Origin of the sequence: Methylobacterium organophilum (assembly GCF_022179465.1) — a bacterium.
GTDB lineage: Bacteria > Pseudomonadota > Alphaproteobacteria > Rhizobiales > Beijerinckiaceae > Methylobacterium > Methylobacterium organophilum.
Map to the genome: position 1 here is coordinate 130,231 of NZ_BPQV01000007.1, position 23,605 is coordinate 153,835.

Consider the following 23,605-nt stretch of genomic DNA (forward strand, 5'->3'; position numbering starts at 1 on the left):
GGCGGTCGTAGGCGAAACCGGAGGGGGAGATGGGTGTTCCTCTTCGTGGGACGCCGGGTCGCGCCCTCAGCTGGTCCGGCGGCGCAGCTCCTGGCGCGCGATCCCGGCGAGGGGCAAGCTTCGCGCGGGCCGACCCGGGAGCACAGCCGCACGTCGATTCTTGCGGGCCGGATCCACGACGGCGCGGATCCGCGTGCGGCGGCGCGGGCTCTAGCGATCCGCGGCCGTCCTCCGCCAGAGCGCGAGCGGGTCGAAGGCGCGGTCCCGGCCGCCGGCCTCGACCGCGACGGTCGCCGTGCGGCCGGCGACGAGGCGCAGGCCCTCGGGCAGGGGATCCAGGGCGATCCGCACCGGCACGCGCTGGGCGAGGCGCACCCAGGCGAAGGTCGGGTTCACGTTGGCGAGCAGATTGGAACCCGCCGTGCGCTCTCGGTCCTCGATGCCGCCGGCGATGCTCTCGACCCGCCCGGTCAGGAGGGCGTCCTCGCCCATCAGCCGGATGCGGACCCGGTCGCCGACATGGATGCGCGGCAGCTTGGTCTCCTCGAAATAGCCCTCGACCCGCAGGGTGTCCCCGTCGATCAGCGCCATCACGCCCCGCCCGGTGGTGACGTAGGTGCCCGGCCGCAGCTCCATGTTGGTGATGCGGCCGTCGACGGAAGCCTTCACCGCCGAGCGTTCGAGATTGAGCTTGGCGAGGTCGCGGTCAGCCAGGGCCTGGTCATAGGCGGCCTTCGCCTCCAGATCCGCGGCGCGGGCCGCCTCGACCTTCTGCTGGGACACGGCGGCGTCGCTCAGCTTGCTGTAGCGGGCATAGTCGGCGGCGGCCTGCTCCGCGCTGGCGCGCCGGCCCTCGACCGTCGCCTCCGCCTGACGCAGGGCCAGGGTGAAGCGTTCCGGGTCGATCCGGAACAGCACGTCGCCGCGCGTCACCAGTTGGTTGTCCTCGACCAGAACCTGGGTGACGAGGCCCGAGACGTCGGGCGCCACCGCGACCACGTCCGCCCGCACCCGCCCGTCCCGGGTCCAGGGCGCCTCCATGTAGTAGTCCCACAGGCCGAGTCCGACCACGAGGGCGAAGGCGACCATCGCCAGGGTGACGAGGAGGCGGGACGCGAGGGCGAGAAACCGTGTCATGGGAGGCGCCGGGATGGGAGGGACCGGGACGGCGTAGGACGGGGAAAGCCGGGACGGGCGGGTGCGGGGCTCACGGGAGCAGCGGGCGGGCGAGGGCGACGCCGCCGCCGAGCAGCACGACGGAGAGGGCGAGATCGAAGAGCGGCCGGTGCCAGACCAGCCGGTAGAAGCCGAGCCGGGCCAGCCGCCGCCGCAGGAGCAGGCTCGCCAGGAAGGCGATCAGCATCCAGGCCGCGAGGCTCGGGACGAAGACGCCGTAGAGGTCGAGTTCGCCCGTCATGCCGCGAGCCCCGGTTCGGTGAAGGAGGCGCTCGGCCGGTAGGGCGGCGCTTCGGGAAACAGCCCGCGGCGGATGCCGACGAGCCCCAGCAGCGCCGCGCGATGGGCAGCCTCGCGCGGGGCGGCAGCCGCCGCGTCGATCGCCCCGTCGATGGTGGCGAGCAGGTCCTCCGGCGGCCGGGCGGCGGTGCCGTGGAAATGCCGGGCCAGGGCGGCCAGCAGGCGCTCGACCGCCGCACGCGCCTCCGGGGCGAGGTTGCGGCGGTCCCGGCGCAGCTCCACGACGTTGATGCCGACCCGCACCTCGGCAACGAGGTCGGCGGTCCATTCCGCATCCTCCGCCGGCAGGGCCGCGAGGCGCGGCGCGATCAGCCCGACCCGGTCGAGCATGATCGCCGCGAGTTCGAGCCCGTTCTGCGCCCCCTGCCGCTCGGCCGCCCGGGCGAGGCTGCGGCGGTTCACGGCGCGCAGGCGGCGGGCGGTCCATCCGGCCCCGACCGACCGGACGAGGCGGGTGACGAGGGCCGCGATCCACATCCCCGCCACCACCGCGACGGCGGAATTGGTGAAGGCGGCGAAATCGCCCGTGTAGCTGCCCTGGAGCGCGATCATGGCCGAGCCGTTGACCGCCGCGCCCAGCGCCAGGGGCGCCGTCCGGGGCTGGGTCATGAAGACGCCGCACAGGATGAGGCCGGGCGCCAGGGCGAGGGCCAGCATCTCGAAATTCGTCGCCAGCGGCAGCACGCCGAACAGGTAGAGGCCGGCCGCGACGCCGCCGACCAGGGCGGAATTCGCGAAATCGACGATGAAGGGGGCCGGGTCGTCCTGGGCGGCGAAGAAGCAGCAGCCGACCGCCGCCATCATCGGCGCGCCCGCGCCGTCCGGCCAGCCGGTCGCGATCCAGATCGCGCAGGTGATCACGATCGAGGCGAACACGCCGATGGCCGACATCAGCGCCATGCCATGGTCGCGGTGGCGGATGGTGCGCGCCTGCGCCGTGTAGCGGAAGGCCAGCGCCTCGGTGACCGGGCTCCCCTCGGCGACGTGCCGCTGCAGCAGCCGGGCGTCCTGGCGCAGATCGATGAAGTCCTTCAGGCGGGTGACGAGGCTCGCCACGACGAGATCCGTCCAGGACGGGGACTCTTGCAAGGCGGGCGAAGCGGCCTCCGCCGCCGCGCGCAGGCGCGCCGCCACAGCCGGCTCCGTGCTGCCCGAGGCGAGCCAGGCGGCCATATCGTCGAGGAGGGCGCGCAGGCGCGGCGGCAGCGCCCGGGCCTGCTCCAGGGCCGCGATGCGGTCCGCCACCGCGGAGACGATGGGCAGGAACATCAACATGTGCTGGCGCAGGGTCGCCATGGCCTCGGCCGAGCGCTCGGCGCCGGTCCGGTCGTAGCGCAGCGGCGTGGCCAGCGCGTCGAGGGCGACGGCGTCGGAGGCGAGGCGCAGGCGCCTGGCCATCGTGTCCCCGCCGGCGCCGGCCCGGCCGAACACCTCGGCGACCCAGGCCCGGGCCTCGCGCAGCCAGAGATCGAGCCGCGCGGCGATCGCGGGGGCGACGGAGCGGGGCAGCACCACCGTGTTGACCAGGCTGGCGCAGAGGATCCCGAGGGTGATCTCCTCCGCCCGGGCCACCGCCGTGTCGAACATGGTGCCGGGCTCGCCCACCGCCGGGAAGCCGATCAGCGCCGCCGTGTAGCCGCCGAGCATCATCAGGTAGCTGCGCGGCGTCCGGTCGAGCAGGGAGAAGTAGAGGCAGATCGCCACCCAGAGGGCGATGGCGAGGGTCAGGAGCTCCGGCGCGTCGACGAGGTTGGGCACCAGCACGACGCTCACCCCCGCGCCGAGCAGCGTGCCGCAGACGCGGTAGAGCGCCTTGGAGCGGGTCGCCCCCGCCAGGACCTGGCTGGTGATGTAGACCGTGCCGAGGGCCCAGTAGGGCCGCGGCAGGTCGATCCACATCGCCAGGTAGAGGGCCAGCATCGCCGCCCCGAAGGTCTTGAGGGCGAAGATCCAGTCGCGACCGCCGGGAAGGGTCATTCGGCCCCCTCCCCGCGGGACAGGCCGGTCTCCCGGGCGTAGCGCTGGACGGCCCGGAACACCCGCAGGCTCGCCTCGAGATCCGCCTCGCTCACCCCGGCGAAGACCGCCGCGCGCAAACGGGCGAGATCGGCCTCCATCGTCGCGACCACCCGGCGCCCGGCCGGGGTGAGGCTGAGCACCTTGGCCCGACGGTCGGTCGGGTCCTCCTTGCGCAGGACCAGCCCGGCCGCGCAGAGCTGGTCGAGCAGGCGCACCAGGGAGGGCCCCTCGATGCCCACGGCCTCGGCGAGGGCGTTCTGGCGGGGCTCGCCCGCCATGCGGCCAATCAGCAGCAGCGGCAGCGCCGTTGCGTCGGAGATCCCGTGCGGCTGCACCGCGCTGTCGGCCACGCGCCGCCATTGCCGCCCGGCGAGCAGCAGGGCGTGCGTGTAGGTCTGGCGAAGCAGGACCGGATCCACGGACATTCGGCTCTCCGCACGGGATCCGGATCGGGCGGAGCGCCGTGAACGGCCGTTAGATAGGCTTCTATCTATTATCTTGCAATCGGCTTGTGCGGGGGCCGGCTCAGGGGCCGTGCCGGTACAGCAGGAGGGCCGCGCGGCCGAGGCCGAACAGGCCGGGCATCGTGGCGCTCTGCGCCGCATGCGGGCCGCCCTCGGCGCCGGGCGTTCCCGTCAGGTCCGGCGGCGCGTCCTTCCCGGACGGCCTCCGGCGTCCGCACCGGCGGCGCGGGCAAAAAAAAGCGGCGAGTTCACGAGGAACTCGCCGTGTCCGTGTTCTCCGATAAACGAGGGGCGGAGGAATGGCACCGGAGAAGGGTTACGGAACAGTCTGTCGCAAACATCCCCTCAAGCTCTGGAGGCGCACCGGAGGGCACGCCGGGTTTTCGTGTTGAGACGAAATCCCTGGGTCACATCACGACCGGCACCGGAGCGCCGGCCGCTTCCTCGTCACTCGGCTCCGTGGAGCGCGAGATCAGTTCGGCAGCGCGAAGGCCGTCACCTGGCCGCCGAGATTGGTGTACTGGGAGAGGCCGGCATAGCCGCCCACCGCGCCGAGGCCGGCATTCGGGTCGGTCAGGCCGGCCGCGAGGCCGATGCCCGCCCAGCCGCCGACACCCGACAGAAGGGCGATGTACTGCTTGCCCTTGTGCTCGTAGGTCATCACGTTGCCGATGATGCCCGACGGGGTCTTGAACTTGTAGAGTTCCTTGCCCGTCTTGGCGTCGACGGCCTTCAGGTAACCTTCGAGGGTGCCGTAGAAGACCACGTCACCGGCGGTGGCGAGCGCACCCGACCACACCGAGAAGGCCTCCGGGTTCGACCACTTGATCTTCCCGTTCACGCCGTCCCAGGCGATGAAGTTGCCCATGCCGCCATGGCTGTTCGGCGCGGGATACATCGACAGGGTGGCGCCGACATAGGGCTGACCCGGGGTGTAGCTCACCCGGAAGGGCTCGTAGTCCATGCAGACGTGGTTCGTCGGCACGTAGAACAGCTGCGTCCGCGGCGAATACGAGGCCGGCTGCTGGTCCTTGGTGCCGAGGGCGGTCGGGCAGATGCCCTTGGTGTTGGTGTCCTCGCCGTTCTGCTCGGTCGAGTACTTCGACACGACCAGCGGACGGCCGTAGGTCTTGGAGCCCTTGTCCTGATCGATCTTGGTGGCCCAGTTCACCGCCGGGTCGTACTTCTCGGCGACGAGCAGCTCGCCGGTGGCGCGATCGAGGGTGTAGCCGAAGCCGTTGCGGTCGAAGTGGGTCAGGAGCGGACGCTCCTTGCCGTCGATCTTCTGATCCGTGAGGATCATCTCGTTGATGCCGTCGTAATCCCACTCGTCGTGGGGGGTCATCTGGTAGACCCACTTGGCCACACCCGTATCCGGGTTACGCGCCCACACCGTCATCGACCACTTGTTGTCGCCCGGGCGCTGGGCCGGGTTCCAGGTCGAGGGGTTGCCCGAGCCGTAGTAGAACAGGTCGAGCTTCGGATCGTAGGAGAACCAGCCCCAGGTGCAGCCGCCGCCGGTCTTCCACTGATCGCCTTCCCAGGTCTTCAGCGAAGAGTCCTTGCCGATCGGCTTGCCGAGCTGCGTCGTCTTCTCGGGATCGACGAGGAGCTGGTCGTCGGGACCAACCGAATAGCCGCGCCAGATGCGCTTGCCGTCCTTGAGGCTGTAGGCGGTGACGTGGCACTGCACGCCGTATTCGCCGCCCGCGATACCGACGATGACCTTGTCCTTCACCGGCATGACGGTGGCGGTGTTGGTCTCGCCCTTGGACGGGTCGCCGTTCTTGACCGACCAGTTGACCTTGCCGGTCTTGGCGTCGAGCGAGACCAGGGTGGTGTCCGCCTGGTGCAGCAGGATGGCGCCGTCGGCATAGGCCAGGCCGCGATTGACCGTGTCGCAGCACATGACCGGGATCACGGACGGATCCTGCTTCGGCTCGTACTTCCAGATGATCCGCGCCTCGTTGTCGAGGTCGAGGGCGTAGACGATGTTCGGGAAGGGGGTGTGGACGTACATGATGTTGCCGACGACGAGCGGGGAGCCCTCGTGGCCGCGCAGCACGCCGGTGGAGAAGGTCCAGGCGACCTGGAGCTTCTTCACATTGCCGGCATTGATCTGGTCGAGCTTGGAATAGCGGGTGTTGGCGTAGTCGACGGTCTGGAGCACCTGCTCCGCCGGATTGGCCGTGTGCTTGAGAACGTCCTCATTGGCGAATGCCGCCGTGTCCAGCAGCAGGCCGGCGCCGAGGCCGACAGCCAGCAGTGAAGCGTGCTTCATCTTTCCTCCCGGGATGTCCATCGTCGCCCTCGGCCGTTGAACCGAGCCGTATCGATGCTTGCCCCGGGATCTCATTAAGTTCTTAGGACATTCGCGGCGTAGGGAGGACTTCCCGAAAACGACTGGGAAGATTTCCCGAGATATCCGCCGTGCACAGCCTCATTCGAAGGGCTGGCGCTGAAGCAGGCCCGCCGCGACCGCGATCCAGACGAGATCGGCGTCCGTGTGCACGCTCAGCTTGGACTTGATCGCCGAGTGGTAGTTCTGGACCGTCTTGAGGCTGAGCGAGAGCGACTGCGCGATCGCCTCCGAGGTGCGCCCCGAGGCGATGAGCCGGAGGATCTCCAGCTCGCGCGGCCCCAGATCCTCGACCGGGGAGCGGCGCCCGGACAGGCGCTCGGCCCCGAGCTCGCGGGCGATGTCGTCGCTCAGCGCCCGCTCCCCGCGCGCGACGGCGGCCACCGCCGCGATCAGCTCCTCGGGCTCGCTGCTCTTGGTCACGTAGCCGGAGGCGCCGGCCTCGAAGGCCTTCGAGGCGAAAGCCGTGCTCTGGTGCATCGTGAAGACGAGGATGCGGGCGTTCCGGTCGAAGCCGCGGATCAGACGGATCGCCTCGATCCCGCTGGCGCCGGGCAGGCTCAGATCCATCACGACGATGTCGGGGGTGACCTTGCGGTAGAGGCGGTAGGCCTCCGCCGCGTTCTCCGCCTCGGCCGTGATCGTGTAGTGGCCCTGCCGCTCCAGGAGCTTGCGATAGCCGGCGCGCACGACCGGATGGTCGTCCACGAGCAGGATGGTGATGCCGTTCACGCCAGACTCTCCGCCGAGGCGACCGGGATGCTCGGCCCGAGGGGGATGAGCGCGGCGATGCGCAGGCCCGCCCGGGCGCGCCCGATCGCCAGGCTGCCGCCGAGCGCGGTGATCCGCTCCCGGATGCCGAGGATGCCGTGGCCGGAGACGGAATTGAGCTGGTCGGGCGCCCCGCCCCCGTCATCCTCGACGGTGAGGCGGAGGATGCGCGCCGGATCCGTCTCGCACTCGACCCGGACGAGGACCTCCGTCGCGGCGGTGTGGCGGGCCACGTTGGTCAGGCATTCCTGCGTGACGCGGTAGATGCTCAGGGCGGCGGCCGTCGGCACGGCGACGAGGCTCCCGGCGATGTCGAGGCGGATCGTCGGGGCGCGCGTCTCTTCGGCGACCTGGCCGGACCGGCTCAGGGTGCGCGCGTTCCAGGAGGCGACGAGTTGGTTCAGGCTGCCTTCGAGGCCCAGCTCGTCGAATTCCGGCGGCCGCAGGCGGGAGAGCGCGCCGCGCAACGTGCCCATCATCCGCTTGGCGAGGAGCCCCAGCTCCCGGGCATCCTCGGCGATGTCCGGGCGATCCTTATGCGTTCCCTTGACGATCGCCGCCGAGAGCGCGCCGGCGGCGGTCAGGCATTGGCCGAACTCGTCGTGGAGATCCCGGGCCAGCGCCCGCCGCTCCTCCTCCTGCACCATGAAGAGGCGGCGCGTCAGGTTCGCCCGCTCGGCGGTGGTACGGGCCAGGCGCTCGCTCAGATCGTTGAAGGCCCGGCCGATCAGGTTGAATTCCCGCGCCGAGAAGGGCGGAAGCCGCGCGGACAGGTCCCCGAGTTCCAGACGCCGCAAGCCCCTGAGGATGACGCCGGCCGGGCGCAGGGCATTCCCGATCACCAGCGTCACGAGCAGCCCGATCCCGGCCGCCATGGCCGCGGCGACGCCGATGACGACGCTGACCTGGTGCCACGCGGCCTGGAGCGCGGCGGCGGGATCGGCCTCGACGGTCACCGTGCCGAAGGTGCGCCCGTTCAGGGTGAGCTCCTGCGCCACCGGGGGCGCCGCGCCGAACACCCCGTCATAGAGCCGGGCGAACCAGCGGGGCGACGCCGCCTCCGCATCGGCGCCGCGGCCGCACAGGCGCTGGGGCGCCTCCTCGGCCCAGGCGAGGCTCACGCAGTAGCCGGGGCTGATCACCCGCAGCACGTCGGCGCTGCGCCAGTCGGGAAAGGCGTATTTCGCGTCGCGCCCGGCGCTGCCGCGCCAGGTCAGCTCGCGCCAGCTCAAGGCCTTGACCTGCTTGATGACCCGCAGCGCCGAGTGACGCGCCTCGGTCTCGATGCTCCGCTTGGAATCGAACATCACCCAGGCGGCGGCCACCGTCAGGCAGAGCAGCACGGCGGCGGCCACCTGCAGGACGAGACTGAGCAGGAGGCGCATCGATCCGTTGTTCCTGCCCTCGACCGTGAAGTCCCCGGGCGGCGTCCAGCAACCCGGCCAGCAACGCTCCCTTAGCGGAAGCACAGCGGCGGCACCTATTCGTTTATCCTCTTCCTGAGCTGCATCGGGCGCGCACGGAGCCTCCGATCGGGGCCCAAGAGACGCTTTCCCGCGCCGACGACATGGCTCCGGCGCCGGCTCAGAAGGCGGGACGGCCGCGGCGCTGGCGCCGCTTCCGGACCGTGGTTCTGATCACCCGGGCCAGCTCCTCGGCCGAGTAGGGCTTGCGCAGGAGCTCGAAGCCGTGGGTGTCGTCCTGAGCCAGGACGTGGCTGTAGCCCGAGGTCAGCACCACCGGCAGGGCGGGCTGCCGCGCCCGAATGAAGCGGGCGAGCTCGATGCCCCCCATGCCGGGCATCACCACGTCAGAGAACACCGCGTCGAACCGGTCGAGGTCCTTCTGCCACTCCGCGAGCGCCGCTTCCGCGTTCTCAGCCCAGACCGGCGTGTGGCCGAGATCCTCCAGGATCTGCGTGCAGAAGCGGCCGACCTCCAGATTGTCCTCCACCACCAGGATGCACAGGCCGGTTTCCTCGCCCGGCCCCGCCTCCTCGATGCGGGGCGCGGCTTCCGCGGCGGGCGCGGGCGCCTGGGGCAGATAGAGGGTGAAGGCGGTCCCCTCCCCCACCGCGCTCTGCACGCTGACATCCCCGCCGGATCGCTTGGCGAAGCCGATCACCTGGCTCAGGCCGAGGCCGGTCCCCTTGCCGACCTCCTTGGTCGTGAAGAAGGGCTCGAAGATGCGCGCGAGGTTGCCCGGCGCGATGCCCGATCCCGTGTCGATCACCGAGACCGCGATGAAGGGGCCCGCCGCGCCCGCATGGCCGCGGATCGGCGGCATCGGGCCGCCGGCCTCGAGGCGCAGGGTGAGGGTGCCCTCCCCGTCCATGGCGTCGCGGGCGTTCACCGCCATGTTCACGAGCGCCGTCTCGAACTGGCTGGCATCGGCGCGCACGAAGCAGGGCGCCTCCGGCAGCTCGGTGACCACGCGGATGCGGGCTCCCGTGACCGAGTCCAGCATGTCGGAGATGCTGTCGAGCCGGTCGCCCACATCGAACACCTCCGGCTTGAGGGCCTGGCGGCGGGCGAAGGCGAGGAGCTGGCCCGTGAGCTTGGCCGCCCGGTCGATCGTGTTGGAGACCGCGTCGAGGTAGCGCCGGCGCCGCTCCTCGGCGAGGTCCGGCCGCCGCAGGAACTCGACGGAGGAGCGGATGATGGTGAGCAGGTTGTTGAAATCGTGCGCCACGCCGCCGGTGAGCTGGCCCACCGCCTCCATCTTCTGCGCCTGGCGCAGCGCTTCCTCGGCCACGGCGCGCTCGGCCACCTCCTCGGCGACCCGCTGCTCCAGATGGTCGTTCAGGGCCTGGAGCTGCCGCTCGACATGCCGCTGCCCCGTGACGTCGATGATGACGCCGGCCAGCCGCTTGCTCCCGCCCGGCATCTCGGAGGGCTTGCCCTGGGCGAGCACGATGCGCTCCTGCCCGCTGCCGGTGACGCGGTATTCCGCGCGATAGGGCGTGCCCTCGGCGATGGCCTGGGCGATGGCCTCCTTCACCCGGTCGCGATCCTCCGCATGGATTCCCGCCAGGAAGGGGGCGAGGGGCAGGCCCGCGGCCTCGGCCCGCTGCCGGTCGACGCCGTAGATCTCGGCGATGGGTCCGAGCACGGCGACCTTGTCGGCGTCGATCTCCCATTCGAACACGCCGACGCCCCCCGTCGACAGCGCGATCGAGAGCCGGTCCTGCGTGATGCGGAAGCGCTGCTCGCTGGCCCAGATGGCGCGGCTGGCCTCGCGGCGGACATCGGCCATGCGGATGTTGGCGTTGATCCGGGCGAGCAGCTCGCGGGCGGCGAAGGGCTTCACCAGATAATCGTCGGCCCCGGCATCGAGGCCCTCGACCTTGGCCTCCTCGCCCGCCCGGGCGGAGAGCATGATGACCGGAACGCCCGCGGTGGCGGGATCCTGGCGGATGGCGCGGAGCAGGCCGAAGCCGTCGAGCTTCGGCATCATCACGTCCGTGAGCAGCATGTCGGGCGGGGACCGCCGGGCCGCCGCCAGCGCCGCCTCGCCGTCGCCGACGGCGGTGACGCGATAGCCCTGGTTCTCGAGGAGCCGCGCCACGTAGGCCCGCATGTCGGCATTGTCGTCGGCGAGGAGGATGTGTTTGCCGACATCCGTCCGCGCGGTGCCGTCGACCGCCATCGCCCCGAGATCCGGCGTGGCGAGTTCGCCCGCGGCCTCGAGGCCGGACGCCGCCTCCGGCAGCCATTGCAGGGCCTCTTCGAGATAGGCCTGCGCCCAGGTCGCGGCCCTTGTCCCGTCGCCCGCTTCGCGAACCTGTGCGGCCGGGAGATGGGCCTGCCCGAGCGGCAGCGTGATCGCGAAGGTGGTCCCCCGGCCGACCTCGCTTTCGACGGCGATCTCGGCCCCGTGCAGCCGGACGAGCTCCTGCACCAGCGCGAGGCCGATCCCGCTCCCTTCGAAGCTGCGCCCCTGCGCACCCGCGACCCGGTAGAAGCGCTCGAACAGCTTCGGCAGCTCGGTGGCGGGGATGCCGATCCCCGTATCGGCGACCAAGACCCTGGCGCACCGCGGCTCCGCCACGGCCTGCACGGTCACGGTGATGCCTCCGGTCATCGTGAACTTGAAGGCATTGGAGAGCAGGTTGAGAACGATCTTCTCCCACATCTCCCGGTCGACGAAGGCGATCAGGGAGGCGGGATCGCAGCGGATCTCCAGGGAAAGGCCGGCCCGCTCGAGGGCCGAGCGGAAGCTCGAGGCGATCTCGCCGGTGAAATGGCAGAGATCGACCGGCTCGTAGACGGCCTGGACCCGCCCCGCCTCGATCCGCGAGAAATCCAGCAGGCTGTTCACGAGGCGCAGCAGGCGGATGCCGTTGCGATAGGCCAGCGCCACCTGCGTGCGGACCGTCTCCGGCAGGGGCTCCCCGGACAGGACCTCTTCGAGCGGCCCCAGCATCAGAGTCAGCGGGGTCCGGAACTCGTGGCTGACATTGGAGAAGAACGCCGTCTTGGCGCGGTCGAGCTCCGCCAGGGCCTCGGCGCGGCGGCGCTCCTCCTCGTAGGCGTCGGCGCTGGCGATGGCCGCCGCGATCTGCCCCGTGACGAGGCCGAGGAAGGAGCGGTAATCCGCGTCGAACAGGCGATAGGGATTGAGGCCGACGATCAGGACGCCGCCGCGGCCGGTATCGCTGCTCGCCGGCAGGGGCAGCAGGGCGGCCTGACGCGTCGGGCGCTCCCAGACCCCGCCCGCATCCGTGAGCCCGTCCGCGTCGCGTCGCCCGAGCAGACGGATTTCGCCTTCGCGCATGACCGCGCCGATGGGCCAGGGGTCGTCCTCGCCGAGCCCGATCCGGTCCGGTGCGAGGGCCGATCCGGGCGCGAGCCCGATCGTGCCCGCGCATTCGGCGATCTCCTGCCCGGGCTCCAGGAGGTAGAGAAGCGCGAAGGTAATGTCGTACGGATCCCGGGCCAGCGCGCCCATGCTCCGCTCGCAGGCCTCCCGCCAGGAGCGCGCCACCACGGTCTCGGCCGCGAGGTCGCGCAGCAGCGCGAGCTGCCGGTCGCCGATGACCCGGTGGGTGTCCTCGCTGTTGGCGCAGATGATGCCGCCCGGCTCGCCGTCGTCGCCGGGGATCGGGCTGTAGGAAAACGTGTAGTAGGTCTCTTCCGGATAGCCGTTGCGCTCCATGACCAGGAGCTGCTCTTCGACGTAGGTCCCCTCGATCCCGCCCATGGCCGTGGCGAGGAGCGGGCCGATCTCGCTCCAGATCTCGCTCCAGACCTCCGCCGTGGGCCGGCCCAGCGCCCAGGGATGCTTGCCACCGATGATCGACTGATAGGCGTCGTTGTAGAGGAAGGTGAGCGCGCTCCCCCAGCCGATCCAGATGGGCTGGCGGGAGGTGAGCATGATGCCGACCGCGGTCTTCAGGCTCTGGGGCCAGGCATGGGCGGGTCCGAGGGGCGTCGCGGCCCAGTCCTGCGCACGAATGAGCGCGCCCAGCTCGCCGCCGCCTGCCAGGAAACGCAAACCCGGATCTTGCCCGGGGAGCACACGATCATCCACTGCGGGTATCAAGCGGTTGGAGTCCGGAGGCCTGAACGGTCACGCGCACGCGCGTGCGGATGGAAGCGGGTCGACAAGGCTCAAACCCACGGGCGGAGCGGCCCGGTTCCGTCGCGCGCTCGAAGTGCCGCGTCATGTCCGGGCACGCCGCCCCTCCGCGATGACGCGGCCGAGGACGCGGGCGAGCTGCTCGACGGAATAGGGCTTGTGCAGCAACTCGAAGCCGTGCGTGCCGTCCCGGGCCAGCACGTGGCTGTAACCGCTGGTCAGGACGATGGGCAGGGACGGCAGCCGGCCGCGGATCTCGTTGGCGAGATCGACCCCGTCCCGGCCGGGCATGACCACGTCCGAGAAGACCACGTCGAAGCGGAAGGGGATCTTCTCCAGTTCGTCGAGGGCGGCCTCGGCATCGCGGACCCAGATCGTCGCGTAGCCGAGCTCCTGGAGCGTGTGCGTCGCGAAGCTGCCGACCTCCGCATTGTCCTCGACCACCAGCACGCAGATGCCACGGCCGTCGACGGGAATCTGGGACGGATCCTCCTCGGGCCTCGACGGGACGTCCGGTGTCTCGGCACGCGGCAGGTAGAGCGTGAAGGTCGTGCCGCGTCCCACCTCGCTCTGCACCAGCACCTCGCCGCCCGATTGCTTGGCGAAGCCGAAGACCTGGCTCAGCCCGAGGCCCGTGCCCTGGCCGATCCCCTTGGTCGTGAAGAACGGCTCGAAGATCCGCTCCAGGATGGCGGGCGGGATGCCGGAGCCGGTGTCGCCGATTTCCACGGCCACGAAAGTACCCGGCACCGCCGCCTGGCTCAGCGTCGCCGGGATTCCGTCCATCGAGCGCACCGAGATCGCCAGTTCGCCCTCGCCATCCATGGCGTCGCGGGCGTTGACGGCGATGTTGACGATGGCGGTGTCGAACTGGCTCGGATCGGCATGGATGCAGCAGGGCCGTTCGGGCAGCCGGGTCACCACGCGGATCCGCGCCCCGGTGAGGGTGGCGACCATGTCGCCGATCGCGGCGACGCTCGCCCCGGCGTCGAAGGTCTCCGGCTTGAGCGCCTGCCGGCGGGCGAAGGCGAGGAGCTGGCCCGTCAGCTTCGCCGCGCGGTCGACCGTGTCGGAGATCGCCTGGACGTAGCGGCTCCTGCGCTCCTCCGGCAGATCCCGCCGCTTCAGGAGGTCGGTCGAGGACTTGATGACCGTCAGGAGGTTGTTGAAGTCGTGGGCCACGCCGCCGGTCAGCTGCCCCACCGCCTCCAGCTTCTGGGATTGGCGCAGGGCGTCCTCGATCCGCTCCCGCTCCGAGATCTCGGCCCGCAGGCGCGCATTGGCCTCGGCGAGCTCGTACATGCGGCTGCGCTCCTCGCTCAGATCGGTGAGAACGCCGCAGATCAGGGTGCCCTCCCCGTCCCGCTCCAGCCGGTTGAGCGAGAGGTAGACCGGCCGCAGCGCGCCCGCGCCGTTATGAAGCGCGATCTCGCCGCGAACCGGGGCGCGCACCGCCTCCGCGAGCAGGCTGGCGAGCGCCGCTTCGTGGCCGGGCTCGACGAAGGCGCGCAACGACCGGCCGATCAGGGTCTCCTGACGGAGGCCGAGGATCTCGGCGAAGCGCCGGTTGCAGTAGAGAACCGTGGCATCCGCGTTGAGGGTGAAGGCCCCCTCCTGAATCTGCTCGATCAGCACGCGGTAGGGCCGGTCGGCATTCTCCAGGGTGTAGACCAGCTGCTCGCCGCCGGCGCCTTCCACCACGACGGCGTCGAAATCGCCGCGCCGGATCGCTGCCAGAGTCTCCTCGCTCTCCTCGAGGCGGCCCTCCAGCTCGCGGATACGAGCCCGATAGGCGGCCGGATCCGGCCCGTCCGGCGGGATGAGGGTCTCAGCGCTCATCGGCATCGTCCGTCGGCGAAGCGTCGAGACCGAGCCCCTTCAGGATGCGCTGCACGTCGGAGAGGTCGCCGGCGATACGCCGCACGGGCCCCGGGCGGATCCGCACCAGGGTCGGCGCGGCCAGGACGCGATCCGCCTCGGCCAGTTGCTGCTGCTGGTAGATATCGACGATCTCCAGGTCGTAGGCGCCGGTCAGCCGCGCGTCGCAGGCCTGGCGGACCGCCTCGATCACCTGCTGCGACCGCAGCGAGGTGCCGGCGATGAACAGGCGCAGGAGGTAGCGGCCCCCGGTCTCGGTGGACGGGGCTGGGGTGCTCAAGGCAGGTCCGCCTTCGGCCGGATGTCCAGGCCAACGAGCACCTTCTCCGTGTTGGACAGATCGCCGATGATGCGCTTCAGCGGCGAGGGCAGGCGGCGCACGAGCGTAGGGATCGCGAGGATCTGATCCCCGGCGGCGAGTTGGGGAGTCTTCATCAGGTCGATGACCTCGATGTCGTAGCGGCCGGCCAGATGCTCCTCGCAGAACCGTTTCAGGTTCGACATGGCAGCGAGCGACTTGGCGGTCTGTCCGGCAACGTACAGGCGCAGGTGATAGTGCCCCGGATCGAGATCCGCCTCGGACACGGCGTCGTTCACGTCGGGCATCTCGTCACTCATCGGGCCGCACTCCGTCGCGCGCGCATGTCGCGACGCTCTGTCTCGAGTTGCACCTCGCGGGTCTCGCTCTCGGCGCGCAGGAGGCTTTCCTCTTCCTCCGCGGCCGCCAGCCCCGCATGAAGCTCGGCGATCTGGCGCTCGATGGATTGGCGGCGCCGCACCAAGTCCCGCTGCCGGCGCTCGTTCTCCTGCTGGCGCCGGAGATCGGCGGCCCGCTCCTCGGCCTCCCGGGCCGCGCGGGCGGTGCCGGTGAGGACGCCGGCCGGGCCGATATAGGCGTCGACCAGCTGCACGCCTTCTCCGGACATCAGGAACTCGCGGACCTGATGCGAGTGGCTCATGCCGCGCGACTTGATGACATAGAGGGTCCGCGTGCGCTCGCCGTTCGCCTCGACGTTGAGCAGCTTCACCCAGGAATCCATCAGGGATGAAACGCCCAAATCGTCGGTCTGGTCCATGCCCCCGTCGTCGCGCAGGCTCGTGAACACCGCCGTGATGCCGCGGCTCTTGAGCAGATCGACCATGCGCAGGATGGTCGCCTGCATCTCGTTCAGCGGCCCGCGCAGGGCCGAGAGCGGATCGATCGCGACGAGGCTCGGCTGGAAGCGGTCGATGTCGCGGTGCATGCGCGCGAGATGCATCTCGAGGCCGAACAGGGCCGGCCGTGCCGCCTCGAAACGCAGGAGACCCGCCTCGACGTGCCGCTTCAGGTCGAGGCCGATCGAACGGGCGTTCCGGCAGATCTGCGCGCCGCTCTCCTCGAAGACGAAGGACATGCAGCGCTCGCCCCGACGGCAGGCCGCATCAACGATGCTGGCGCTGATCGTGGTCTTGCCGGTGCCGGCCTCGCCCGAGATCAGGATGCTCGACCCGCGATAGAACCCGCCGGGCTCCAGCATCTGGTCGAGGCCGGCGATGCCCGTCGAGACGATGCCGCCGGGGGGCGTGTAGTTGAGATCCGCCGAGGTGACCGGCAGGACGCTGATCCCCTCCGCGTCGATCAGGAACGGGTACTCGTTCGTGCCGTGGGCGGAGCCGCGATACTTCACCACCCGCAGGCGGCGCGTGGTGATCTGCTCCTCGACGCGGTTGTCGAGGAGCACCACGCAATCCGAGACGTATTCCTCGAGACCCTGGCGGGTCAGCGCGCCGTCGCCGCGCTCGCCCGTGATGATGGCGGTCAGGCCGCGATCCTTGATCCAGCCGAACAGCCGGCGCAGCTCGGAGCGCAGGATGGTCTCGTTGCCGAAGCCGGAGAACAGGGTCTCGATGGTGTCGAGGACCACGCGCTTGGCCTTGACCGAGTCGACGGCGAAGCCGAGGCGGATGAAGAGGCCGTCGAGGTCGTATTCCCCGGTCTCCTCGATCTCGCTGCGCTCGACACGGACATGGTCGATGGCGAGCCTGCCCTCCGCGACCAGGCCGTCGAGGTCGTAACCGAGGGAGGCGACGTTGGCGGCGAGGTCCTCCGCCCGCTCCTCGAAGCTCACGAACACCCCCGGCTCGTCGAACTGCGTGGCGCCGTTGACGAGGAAAGTCGTCGCGAACAGCGTCTTGCCGCATCCGGCCGCGCCGCAGATCAGGGTCGGCCGCCCCGCCGGCAGGCCGCCGAAGGTGATCTCGTCGAAGCCGGCGATGCCGGTCTTCACCTTCCGCAACGGGGGGAGCAGATCAGGTTCGCGTGCCACGATGGATGTCTCTGCGGTCACTGGCCCCTCGAACATAGCGCGGCGGTCCGATCCGGCGCGGCAGCACGGGCCGGCTTCGCTGCAGCCGGTGAAGGAGCGGCTTTCCGGGACGGGGTTCGTGTCGGGTCGCAGCGATGGCGTCGGCAGGCGCCTTCGAGGCTTCTTCCGCCGAGTCCGCCCCGCGATTCAACTAAGAATTGCAAAAACCGTGAGGAATACAATACGGGCGCGATCGCGACGGGCCTCCTCGATGGCGTCCGGGGATCTCGCCGTGCTGCTCTCGGGACCGAAGCTGGCTTCGGGCGCTCTCCTCACGACGTGGCGGGCGCGGCGGCGGCGCTCATCGCGCCACCCCTTCCCGGGCCAGGAGGTCGCGCTTGCGCTCGACGCCCCAGCGGTAGCCGGAGAGGGCGCCGTCCGAGCGCACCACCCGGTGACAGGGGATCGCCACGGCCAGCGTGTTGGCGCCGCAGGCCATCGCCACCGCCCGCACCGCCGCGGGCTCGCCGATGGCGCGGGCGATCTCCGCATAGGTCGCGGTCCGGCCCACGGGGATCGCGCGCAGGGCCGCCCAGACCCGCTGCTGGAAGGCGGTGCCGCCGATGTCGAGGGGGAGGTCGAGCCCCCGGCCCGGCGCCTCGACGAAGCCGATCACCTCCGCCACCCAGCGCTCGAAATCCGCATCCCCGCCGGTCAACTCCGCCTTCGGGAAGCGGTCCTGCAGGTCGCGGACCAGGGCGTCGGGATCGTCGCCGAGCAGGATCGCGCAGAGGCCCTTCTCCGTGGCCGCGACCAGAATGGCGCCGAGGGCGCAGGCGCCCACCGCGAAGCGGATGCGCGCGCCGAGGCCGCCCTTGCGGTAGGCGGTGGGGCTCATGCCGAGCCGCTCGGAGGCCTCGGCATAGAACCGGCTTGGCGCGTTGTAGCCGGCCTCGTAGACGGCCTGCGTCACGGAACCGGCCACCTGCAGGCTCTCGGCGACCCGGCTTGCCAGGCGCGCCCGCGCATAGGCTTTCGGCGTGATGCCGGTGACGGCACGGAACACCCGGTGGAAGTGGAAGGAGCTGAGGCCCGCAGCCTTGGCGAGGACGTCGAGGGACGGCATCGTCTCCGCCGCATCGATCAGGCGGCAGGCGCGGGCCACGGCCTCGGTCTGGCGCTCGGTCAGGGAAGCCTCGTTCGGCCGGCAGCGCCGGCAGGGGCGGAAGCCCGCCGCCTCGGCCGCCGCGCAGCTCGCGTGGAAGGCGACGTTCTCGCGCCGGGCCGGACGCGAGGGGCAGCTCGGGCGGCAATACACGCCCGTGGTGCGGACGGAATAGACGAAGCGCCCATCGGCGGCCGGATCGCGGGCGGCGAGCGCCGCCCAGCGTGCCGCGTCCTCGGCCGGCAGCGCGAGGGCGATCGTCGGCTCAGTCTTCGGTTCGGCGATCCGCATGGGGGAACCTCCTTCGCGGCGGGGCGCCCCGCGGCGCCCGCTCATGGGGCCACCTTTGCGCCCGCGCCACCCGGCCCGCATCCCGCGGCTTGCTCCGCAATCCGCTTCGTCGCGGCCTTCCCCGGATCGGCCGCGAGGCGGGCCGCATCATGCGCCCAGAGATGCAGGACCGCATAGGCGCGCCACGGACTCCAGGCGGCCGAGCGCGCCTCCAGGGCCTTGGCGCTCGGGCGCCCGGCCGCATCCTCCAGCGCCCGCAGCAGGCCGAGATCGCCGGTGGGAAGGGCATCCGCCGCCCGCAGCGCCCGCATGGCGATGTACTGCGCCGTCCAGTCGCCGATGCCGCGCAGGGCCTTGAGGCGGGCAACGGACGCGGCGAGGCCCTGGCCCGGGGCGAACAGATCCGGCTCGGCGATCACGGCGGCCGCGAGCGCCCGGATCGCGGCGCCGCGGGCGCGGGGCATGTTGAGGGCGAGCGCGATATCGGCCTCGACCAGGGCCTCGGGCGACGGAAACACATGGCTCAGCCCGGCTCCCCGCGCCGGTGCCTCGGGGGCGAGGGGTTGGCCGAAGGCCGCGACCAGCTTGCCGGCGAGCCGGGTGGCGGCGGCCACCGAGACCTGCTGGCCGAGGACGGCGCGCACGGCGAGCTCGAACCCGTCCCAGGCCCCCGGCACGCGGATTCCCGGCCGGGCCGCGACGAGGCCGGCCATGAAGGGATCGGCGGACAGGGCCGCGCCGATGGCAGCCGGATCGGCGGCGAGATCGAAGACCCGCGCGATTCGCGCCGCTGCCTCGGGCATCGCCTCCGGCCGGTCGAGGGAGAGGAGGACGGACGCGTCCTCTCCGCGGACGACCTGGAGGAGCCCAGGCCGGCCGCCGAGGGCGATTGTGCGGGCGTAGCGGCCCGGGCCGGCCGCCTCGACGCCGGGAATGGCGCGGGCGGCGAGATAGGCATGCACGCCCTCCCAATCGTAGGGCGGCGTGAAGGGGATGCGCAGCGTCGAAGCCGGGGATCGTTCCATGCCCTGTATCTTGGGCTGCCGGGCCGCGCTCACAGCCCCGGGCGCCCGCCGGCCGCGCAGGCGCCGATGCGGCGGCCGACCTGGATCTCGGTCATGGTCATGGTCTTGCCGCCCATCTGCATGGCGACGCGGCCTTGGACGCTGTCGGGCGCCAGGACATAGCGCGCCGTCGCCCGGGCAGCGTTCCGGCCCTCGCAGGCGATGTCGAAGGTCAGCGTGTTTCCCGCGCGGCGCGCCGGCGCCACGGGGCAGCGAGCGAGGGGGTTGTTGTCGCTCAGCACCGCGAAGCCGGGGTTTTCCGCGCCCGCCTGCCCATCGAGGCAGAGCCGGGCGGTCCTCCGGGCGGTTCGGTCGTCCAGGGCGGGCAGCTCCAGCGTCACCGCGATCTCGTAGAGGCCGCTGTCCAGCGTCCCCGGCTCGCCGAACGCGGACCCGGCCAGCATCACGGCGAGGCCGCCGCCGAGCCCGATCGAACCTGCCCGCGCCATGGCCAGCCCTCCCGCTTCTCCGCACGGGAGCACGGCCGAAGCGCAGGCGCGATCCGTTTCTTGCTCCCGAATCCTCAGGCCGGCGCGGGCGCCTCGGCAGCCTGTGCGGTGCGCCACCGCTCCTGCACGGCGCGGGCACCGCGCAGGATCGAGGCGTAGCCGGTGCAGCGGCAGAGATGGCCTGCGAGCGCCGCACGGAGCGCCGCCTCGTCGGCCTCCGGATCGCGCCGGAGCAGCGCCACCAGGGCGATGGTGAAGCCCGGGGCGCAATAGCCGCACTGGAAGGCGTTCTCCGCGACGAGCGCGGCCCGCACCATCTCGGCCTCCGGCAGGGCGTCGAGCCCCTCGGCGGTCACCACCTCGGCGCCGTCGAGCCGGTAGGCCGGCACCAGGCAGGCATTGGCCGGCGCGCCGTCGACGAGGACGAGGCAGGCGCCGCAGCGCCCGATGCCGCAGCCGGGCTTGGCGGCGGTGAGCCTGTGATCCTCGCGCAGGATGTCGAGGAGGCGCTGATCGGGCGGCCCGGCGAGCGCCTGCTCGCGACCGTTCAGGCGAAAGCACGGCGTGGTCATGCCCGGATCTCCTTGGCCGCCATGGCGTCGAGCAGGGTCTCGGGGGGGATCGGCGTCACGACGGGCCAATGGCCGATCGCGTCGGCGATGGCGGCCGTGATAGCAGGGGTAACGGCGCCGATGCCCATCTCGCCGACGCCGCGGGGGCCGTAGGGATCGCCCGGATCGAGATCGGGAAGGGCGAGGACGCGGCTGCCCAGCGGGGCATCGGCGATGCCCGGCAGCATGTAGGTGTCGAGATTGGCCGTCAGCGGCCAGCCGGCCTCCAGGCGCACGTCCTCGTGCAGGGTGAAGCCGAGGCCCTGCACGCCGCCTCCCTCGATCTGGCCGAGATAGGCCGCCGCATCGAGCACCGGCCCGGCGGCGGTGTGCTGGTGCAGATCGAGCACGCGCACCAGGCCGGTCACCCGATCGATCGCGACCCGGGCGAGGGTGGCGCCGAAGGCGAAGAGATAGCGGGCATTGCCGGCGGTGTACGCGGTCTTGGGATAGTCGAAGGACGCGGATTCCCGGGGCCGCGCCGCTTCCGGCAGGCGCGCGGCGAGTTCGGCGAAGGGCAGGAGCGGCGTCCCGCTGTTGGAGCGGGCCTCCCGGATGCCGCCGGGGCCGAGGGCGAGATCTTCCGGCGCGCGGTCGAGCAACCGCGCCGCGGCGGCGAGGAGCCCCCGCCGGAGACCCGGACCGGTCGCCTCGGCGCCCTTCCAGACCACGAAGGTGCCGCGGGAGGCGGTGGTGGAGCCGGAATCGGGCGTCGTGCCGGTATCGCCGATGACCGGCCGGATATCCTCCCGGGCGATGCCGAGGCTCGCGGCGACGGCGCTGCGGATCGCCGTCTGCAGCCCCTGGCCGATCTCGTCGAGACCGTAGAGCGCTTCGATGGCGCCGTCCTCGGCGAGCCGCAAGGTCACCTCGGCATGGTCCTCCGGCAGGGAACCGAGGCCGTTGCCCTGGTAGTTCAGGGCCATGCCGACGCCGATCCATTCGCCGGTCTGCTCCCGCGGCGCGTCCCAGAGCGGGCTCGCCGCCGCGGCGTCGAGCATCTCGGCGAGCCGCTCGCTCGGGCCGACGCGCTGGCCCAGGAAACCGGGGCTGCCGACCGCGCGCAGGTTCAGCCGGCGCATGGCGACGGGATCGAGCCCGACCTTCTCGGCGAGGCGGCCGACCTGGCTCTCGATGACGAAGGTCATCTCGTTGGCGCCGAAGCCGCGGAAGGCGCCGCCGGTGCCGTTGTTGGTCGCCACGAGGCGGCCCCGCGCCTCGACATGGGGCACGGCATAGGGGCCGCAGGAATGTTCGAGCGCGGTCTCGACCACGCCGGGGCTGAGGGAGGCATAAGCGCCCCCATCGGCCACGAGATCGACCGCGACGGCGACGAGGCGGCCTTCCGCGTCGCAGCCGGTGCGCATGCGGATGCGCGTCGGGTTGCGCTTCGAGCCGGCCAGGACCGATTCCGCCCGGTCGAGATGCAGCCGCACCGGCCGGCCGGCCTTGAGGGCGAGCAGGGCGAGGGCCGGCTGGACCGTGAGCTCGTCCTTGCCCCCGAAGGCACCGCCGGTCGGGCTCGTGACGACGCGGATGCGCGCCTCCGGCCAGCCGAGGATGCGGGCGAGCTGGAGCCGGTCGCGGGCGCCGTGCTGGCCGCCGGCCCGCACCGTCAGGGACCCGTCGGGCTCGACCATGGCCCAGCCGCCCTCGGTCTCCATGAAGCCGTGCATCTGGCGCGGGGTGACGTAGGTGTCCTCGACGACATGGGCGCAGGTCGCCAGCGCCGCCGCCGCATCGCCCCGGGAGAAGCGGATCTCCCGGCGCAGATTGCCCTCCGGGTGGAGCTGCGGCGCGTCCGGGGCGAGGGCGGCCTCCGGCGTGTCGAGGACGGGCAGCGGCTCGTAGGTCACGCGAATGCGGGCGAGGGCGGCCTGCGCCGTCGCCGCGTCCACCGCCGCCACGGCCGCGACGGCATCGCCGGCGTAGCGCACGAGGCTGTCGCAGAAGGCCGGCTGGTCCTGCACCATGATCCCGTAGCCGTTGAGGCCGGGCACGTCGCGGTGGGTGACGACGGCCACGACGCCCGGCAGCGCCTCGGCCTCGCGCGTGTCGATGGCGAGGATGCGGGCATGGGGCAGCCCCGCCCGCAGGATGCGCCCGACCAGCATGTCCGGCCGGCGGGCATCGGTGAGATAGGCGAGCCGCCCGTGCACCTTGTCGGGGATGTCCGGGCGGATGTGCCAGGCTTCCGGATCCGCCGCCTTGGAGACGACGACCTCGCCCGGCGGCGGCGCCTTCGGTGCGGGCCGGCGGGACCGCCTTTCCGCGACGGAGCGGGCAGGCAAAGCCCCCGGGCCGCCGAGCCCGGCGACGAGGGCGTTGGCGGCCACGCAGCGGCGATAGCGGGCGCTGCGGAAGGCATCGTCCGGCGCCTCGATCTCCGCGAGCAGGGCCGCGTGCAGCCCCGCCCAGTCGATGGCCGCGAGCGGGCGATCGAGGAGCTGCGCCTCGGCGCCGCTCAGCCGACGCGGCGGAACCCGGCCGCCGCCCACCGCGAGGCGCGCGCCGACGATGCGGCCCTCCGCGAGGCGCAGCAGCCCCGCTATTCCGATCATGCTCGGGGTGAAGGCGGCGCGCAGCCCGGTCTTGCGCTGGGTGAAGCGATCCTGCGCGCCCTGGGCGCGCAACCGGACGGCGAGGATCAGGCTGTCCGGTGCGGGTGGGGCGGCGAGCCAGTCGGCGAGGCTGCGCCGTTCGAGGCCGCCCGGCCTGCGCAGATCCAGCACGGCGTCGAGGGCGAGCAGAGCCGGAAGGGCGCAGCCGGCACGGCCGGCGATGTTGCCGCCGAGAGTCGCGAAGGTGCGGATGCCCGGAGCCGCGATGCCGCGGATCGCCTCGCGCAGGAGCGGCAGGTCCCGCGCGACCACCGGATCGGCCTCGATCACCGCGAGCGGCGTCGCCGCCCCGATGCTCACCTCCGCCCCGGCTGTCGTGACGCCGCGCAGGCCGGCGAGCCGCGACAGGTCGACCAGCACCTCCGGCCGCTCCACGCCCGCGGCCCAGTCGAGCTGGAGCGCCGTGGCACCCCCCGCCGGCCGGGCGGCGGACCCGTATCGCGCGAGCAGCGCGACCGCCTCGTCCGTGTCGCGCGGTTGCAGAATCCTCATGCCGTCGGCGCCTGCCCTTCGCGGAGTTTCCGGCAAGCTCGACCGCAAGCGACGTGCCAGGGCGTGCGGCCTCGGAGCCC

The 23,605-nt window shown here is 71.8% G+C and carries 17 protein-coding genes; all 17 read right to left on the reverse strand.

Annotation, left to right across the window (positions count from 1 at the left end):
- Positions 1-210 precede the first annotated feature (210 nt).
- The 17 genes from MFF21_RS13390 to MFF21_RS13470 all read right to left on the reverse strand — a co-directional run bounded on the left by MFF21_RS13390 (position 211) and on the right by MFF21_RS13470 (position 23,525).
- A complete protein-coding gene (locus tag MFF21_RS13390; protein ID WP_238311618.1) occupies positions 211-1,137 on the reverse strand; it encodes an efflux RND transporter periplasmic adaptor subunit in 927 nt (308 codons plus the stop codon).
- Positions 1,138-1,207: 70 nt separating this feature from the next.
- Positions 1,208-1,417 (reverse strand): DUF1656 domain-containing protein, encoded by a 210-nt coding sequence (locus MFF21_RS13395; RefSeq protein ID WP_238311619.1) that lies wholly within the window; start codon positions 1,415-1,417, stop codon positions 1,208-1,210.
- Entirely contained in the window at positions 1,414-3,453 is a 2,040-nt protein-coding gene (locus MFF21_RS13400) for an FUSC family protein (protein ID WP_238311620.1), read from the reverse strand. The genes MFF21_RS13395 and MFF21_RS13400 overlap by 4 nt, the downstream gene beginning before the upstream one ends.
- Positions 3,450-3,920: a MarR family winged helix-turn-helix transcriptional regulator gene (locus MFF21_RS13405; RefSeq protein ID WP_238311621.1), complete on the reverse strand. Its 471-nt coding sequence runs from the start codon at positions 3,918-3,920 to the stop codon at positions 3,450-3,452. The genes MFF21_RS13400 and MFF21_RS13405 overlap by 4 nt, the downstream gene beginning before the upstream one ends.
- Before the next feature lie 511 nt (positions 3,921-4,431).
- Positions 4,432-6,240: a lanthanide-dependent methanol dehydrogenase XoxF5 gene (gene xoxF5, locus MFF21_RS13410; RefSeq protein WP_238311622.1), complete on the reverse strand. Its 1,809-nt coding sequence runs from the start codon at positions 6,238-6,240 to the stop codon at positions 4,432-4,434.
- 159 nt (positions 6,241-6,399) lie between these two features.
- A complete protein-coding gene (locus MFF21_RS13415) occupies positions 6,400-7,050 on the reverse strand; it encodes a response regulator (RefSeq protein WP_238311623.1) in 651 nt (216 codons plus the stop codon).
- Complete coding sequence (locus MFF21_RS13420) at positions 7,047-8,474, reverse strand: sensor histidine kinase (RefSeq protein WP_238311624.1); 1,428 nt, start codon at positions 8,472-8,474, stop codon at positions 7,047-7,049. Before MFF21_RS13420 ends, MFF21_RS13415 begins: the two co-directional genes overlap by 4 nt.
- Positions 8,475-8,673: 199 nt before the next feature.
- A complete protein-coding gene (locus MFF21_RS13425) occupies positions 8,674-12,585 on the reverse strand; it encodes an ATP-binding protein (protein ID WP_238311625.1) in 3,912 nt (1,303 codons plus the stop codon).
- A 168-nt stretch (positions 12,586-12,753) separates the two neighbouring features.
- Positions 12,754-14,508 carry an ATP-binding protein gene (locus tag MFF21_RS13430; RefSeq protein WP_238311626.1) on the reverse strand — a complete coding sequence of 585 codons (1,755 nt, stop codon included), beginning with the start codon at positions 14,506-14,508 and terminating at the stop codon, positions 12,754-12,756.
- On the reverse strand, positions 14,498-14,827 hold the full coding sequence (locus MFF21_RS13435; RefSeq protein ID WP_238311627.1) for a circadian clock KaiB family protein: 330 nt from the start codon (positions 14,825-14,827) through the stop codon (positions 14,498-14,500). Before MFF21_RS13435 ends, MFF21_RS13430 begins: the two co-directional genes overlap by 11 nt.
- The gene (locus MFF21_RS13440; protein ID WP_238311628.1) at positions 14,824-15,153 is read right to left on the reverse strand and encodes a circadian clock KaiB family protein; all 330 of its coding nucleotides are present in this window, start codon (positions 15,151-15,153) and stop codon (positions 14,824-14,826) included. The genes MFF21_RS13435 and MFF21_RS13440 overlap by 4 nt, the downstream gene beginning before the upstream one ends.
- Positions 15,154-15,161: 8 nt before the next feature.
- The gene (kaiC, locus tag MFF21_RS13445; protein WP_238311629.1) at positions 15,162-16,889 is read right to left on the reverse strand and encodes a circadian clock protein KaiC; all 1,728 of its coding nucleotides are present in this window, start codon (positions 16,887-16,889) and stop codon (positions 15,162-15,164) included.
- Positions 16,890-17,193: 304 nt separating this feature from the next.
- A complete protein-coding gene (ada, locus tag MFF21_RS13450) occupies positions 17,194-18,288 on the reverse strand; it encodes a bifunctional DNA-binding transcriptional regulator/O6-methylguanine-DNA methyltransferase Ada (protein ID WP_238311630.1) in 1,095 nt (364 codons plus the stop codon).
- Positions 18,289-18,329: 41 nt separating this feature from the next.
- Positions 18,330-19,313: a DNA-3-methyladenine glycosylase family protein gene (locus MFF21_RS13455; RefSeq protein ID WP_238311631.1), complete on the reverse strand. Its 984-nt coding sequence runs from the start codon at positions 19,311-19,313 to the stop codon at positions 18,330-18,332.
- A gap of 29 nt (positions 19,314-19,342) precedes the next feature.
- The gene (locus tag MFF21_RS13460; RefSeq protein ID WP_238311632.1) at positions 19,343-19,801 is read right to left on the reverse strand and encodes a DUF3617 domain-containing protein; all 459 of its coding nucleotides are present in this window, start codon (positions 19,799-19,801) and stop codon (positions 19,343-19,345) included.
- A gap of 74 nt (positions 19,802-19,875) precedes the next feature.
- Entirely contained in the window at positions 19,876-20,373 is a 498-nt protein-coding gene (locus MFF21_RS13465; protein WP_238311633.1) for a (2Fe-2S)-binding protein, read from the reverse strand.
- Positions 20,370-23,525, reverse strand: coding sequence for a molybdopterin cofactor-binding domain-containing protein (locus MFF21_RS13470; protein ID WP_238311634.1), 3,156 nt, complete (start codon positions 23,523-23,525; stop codon positions 20,370-20,372). Before MFF21_RS13470 ends, MFF21_RS13465 begins: the two co-directional genes overlap by 4 nt.
- Positions 23,526-23,605 lie beyond the last annotated feature (80 nt).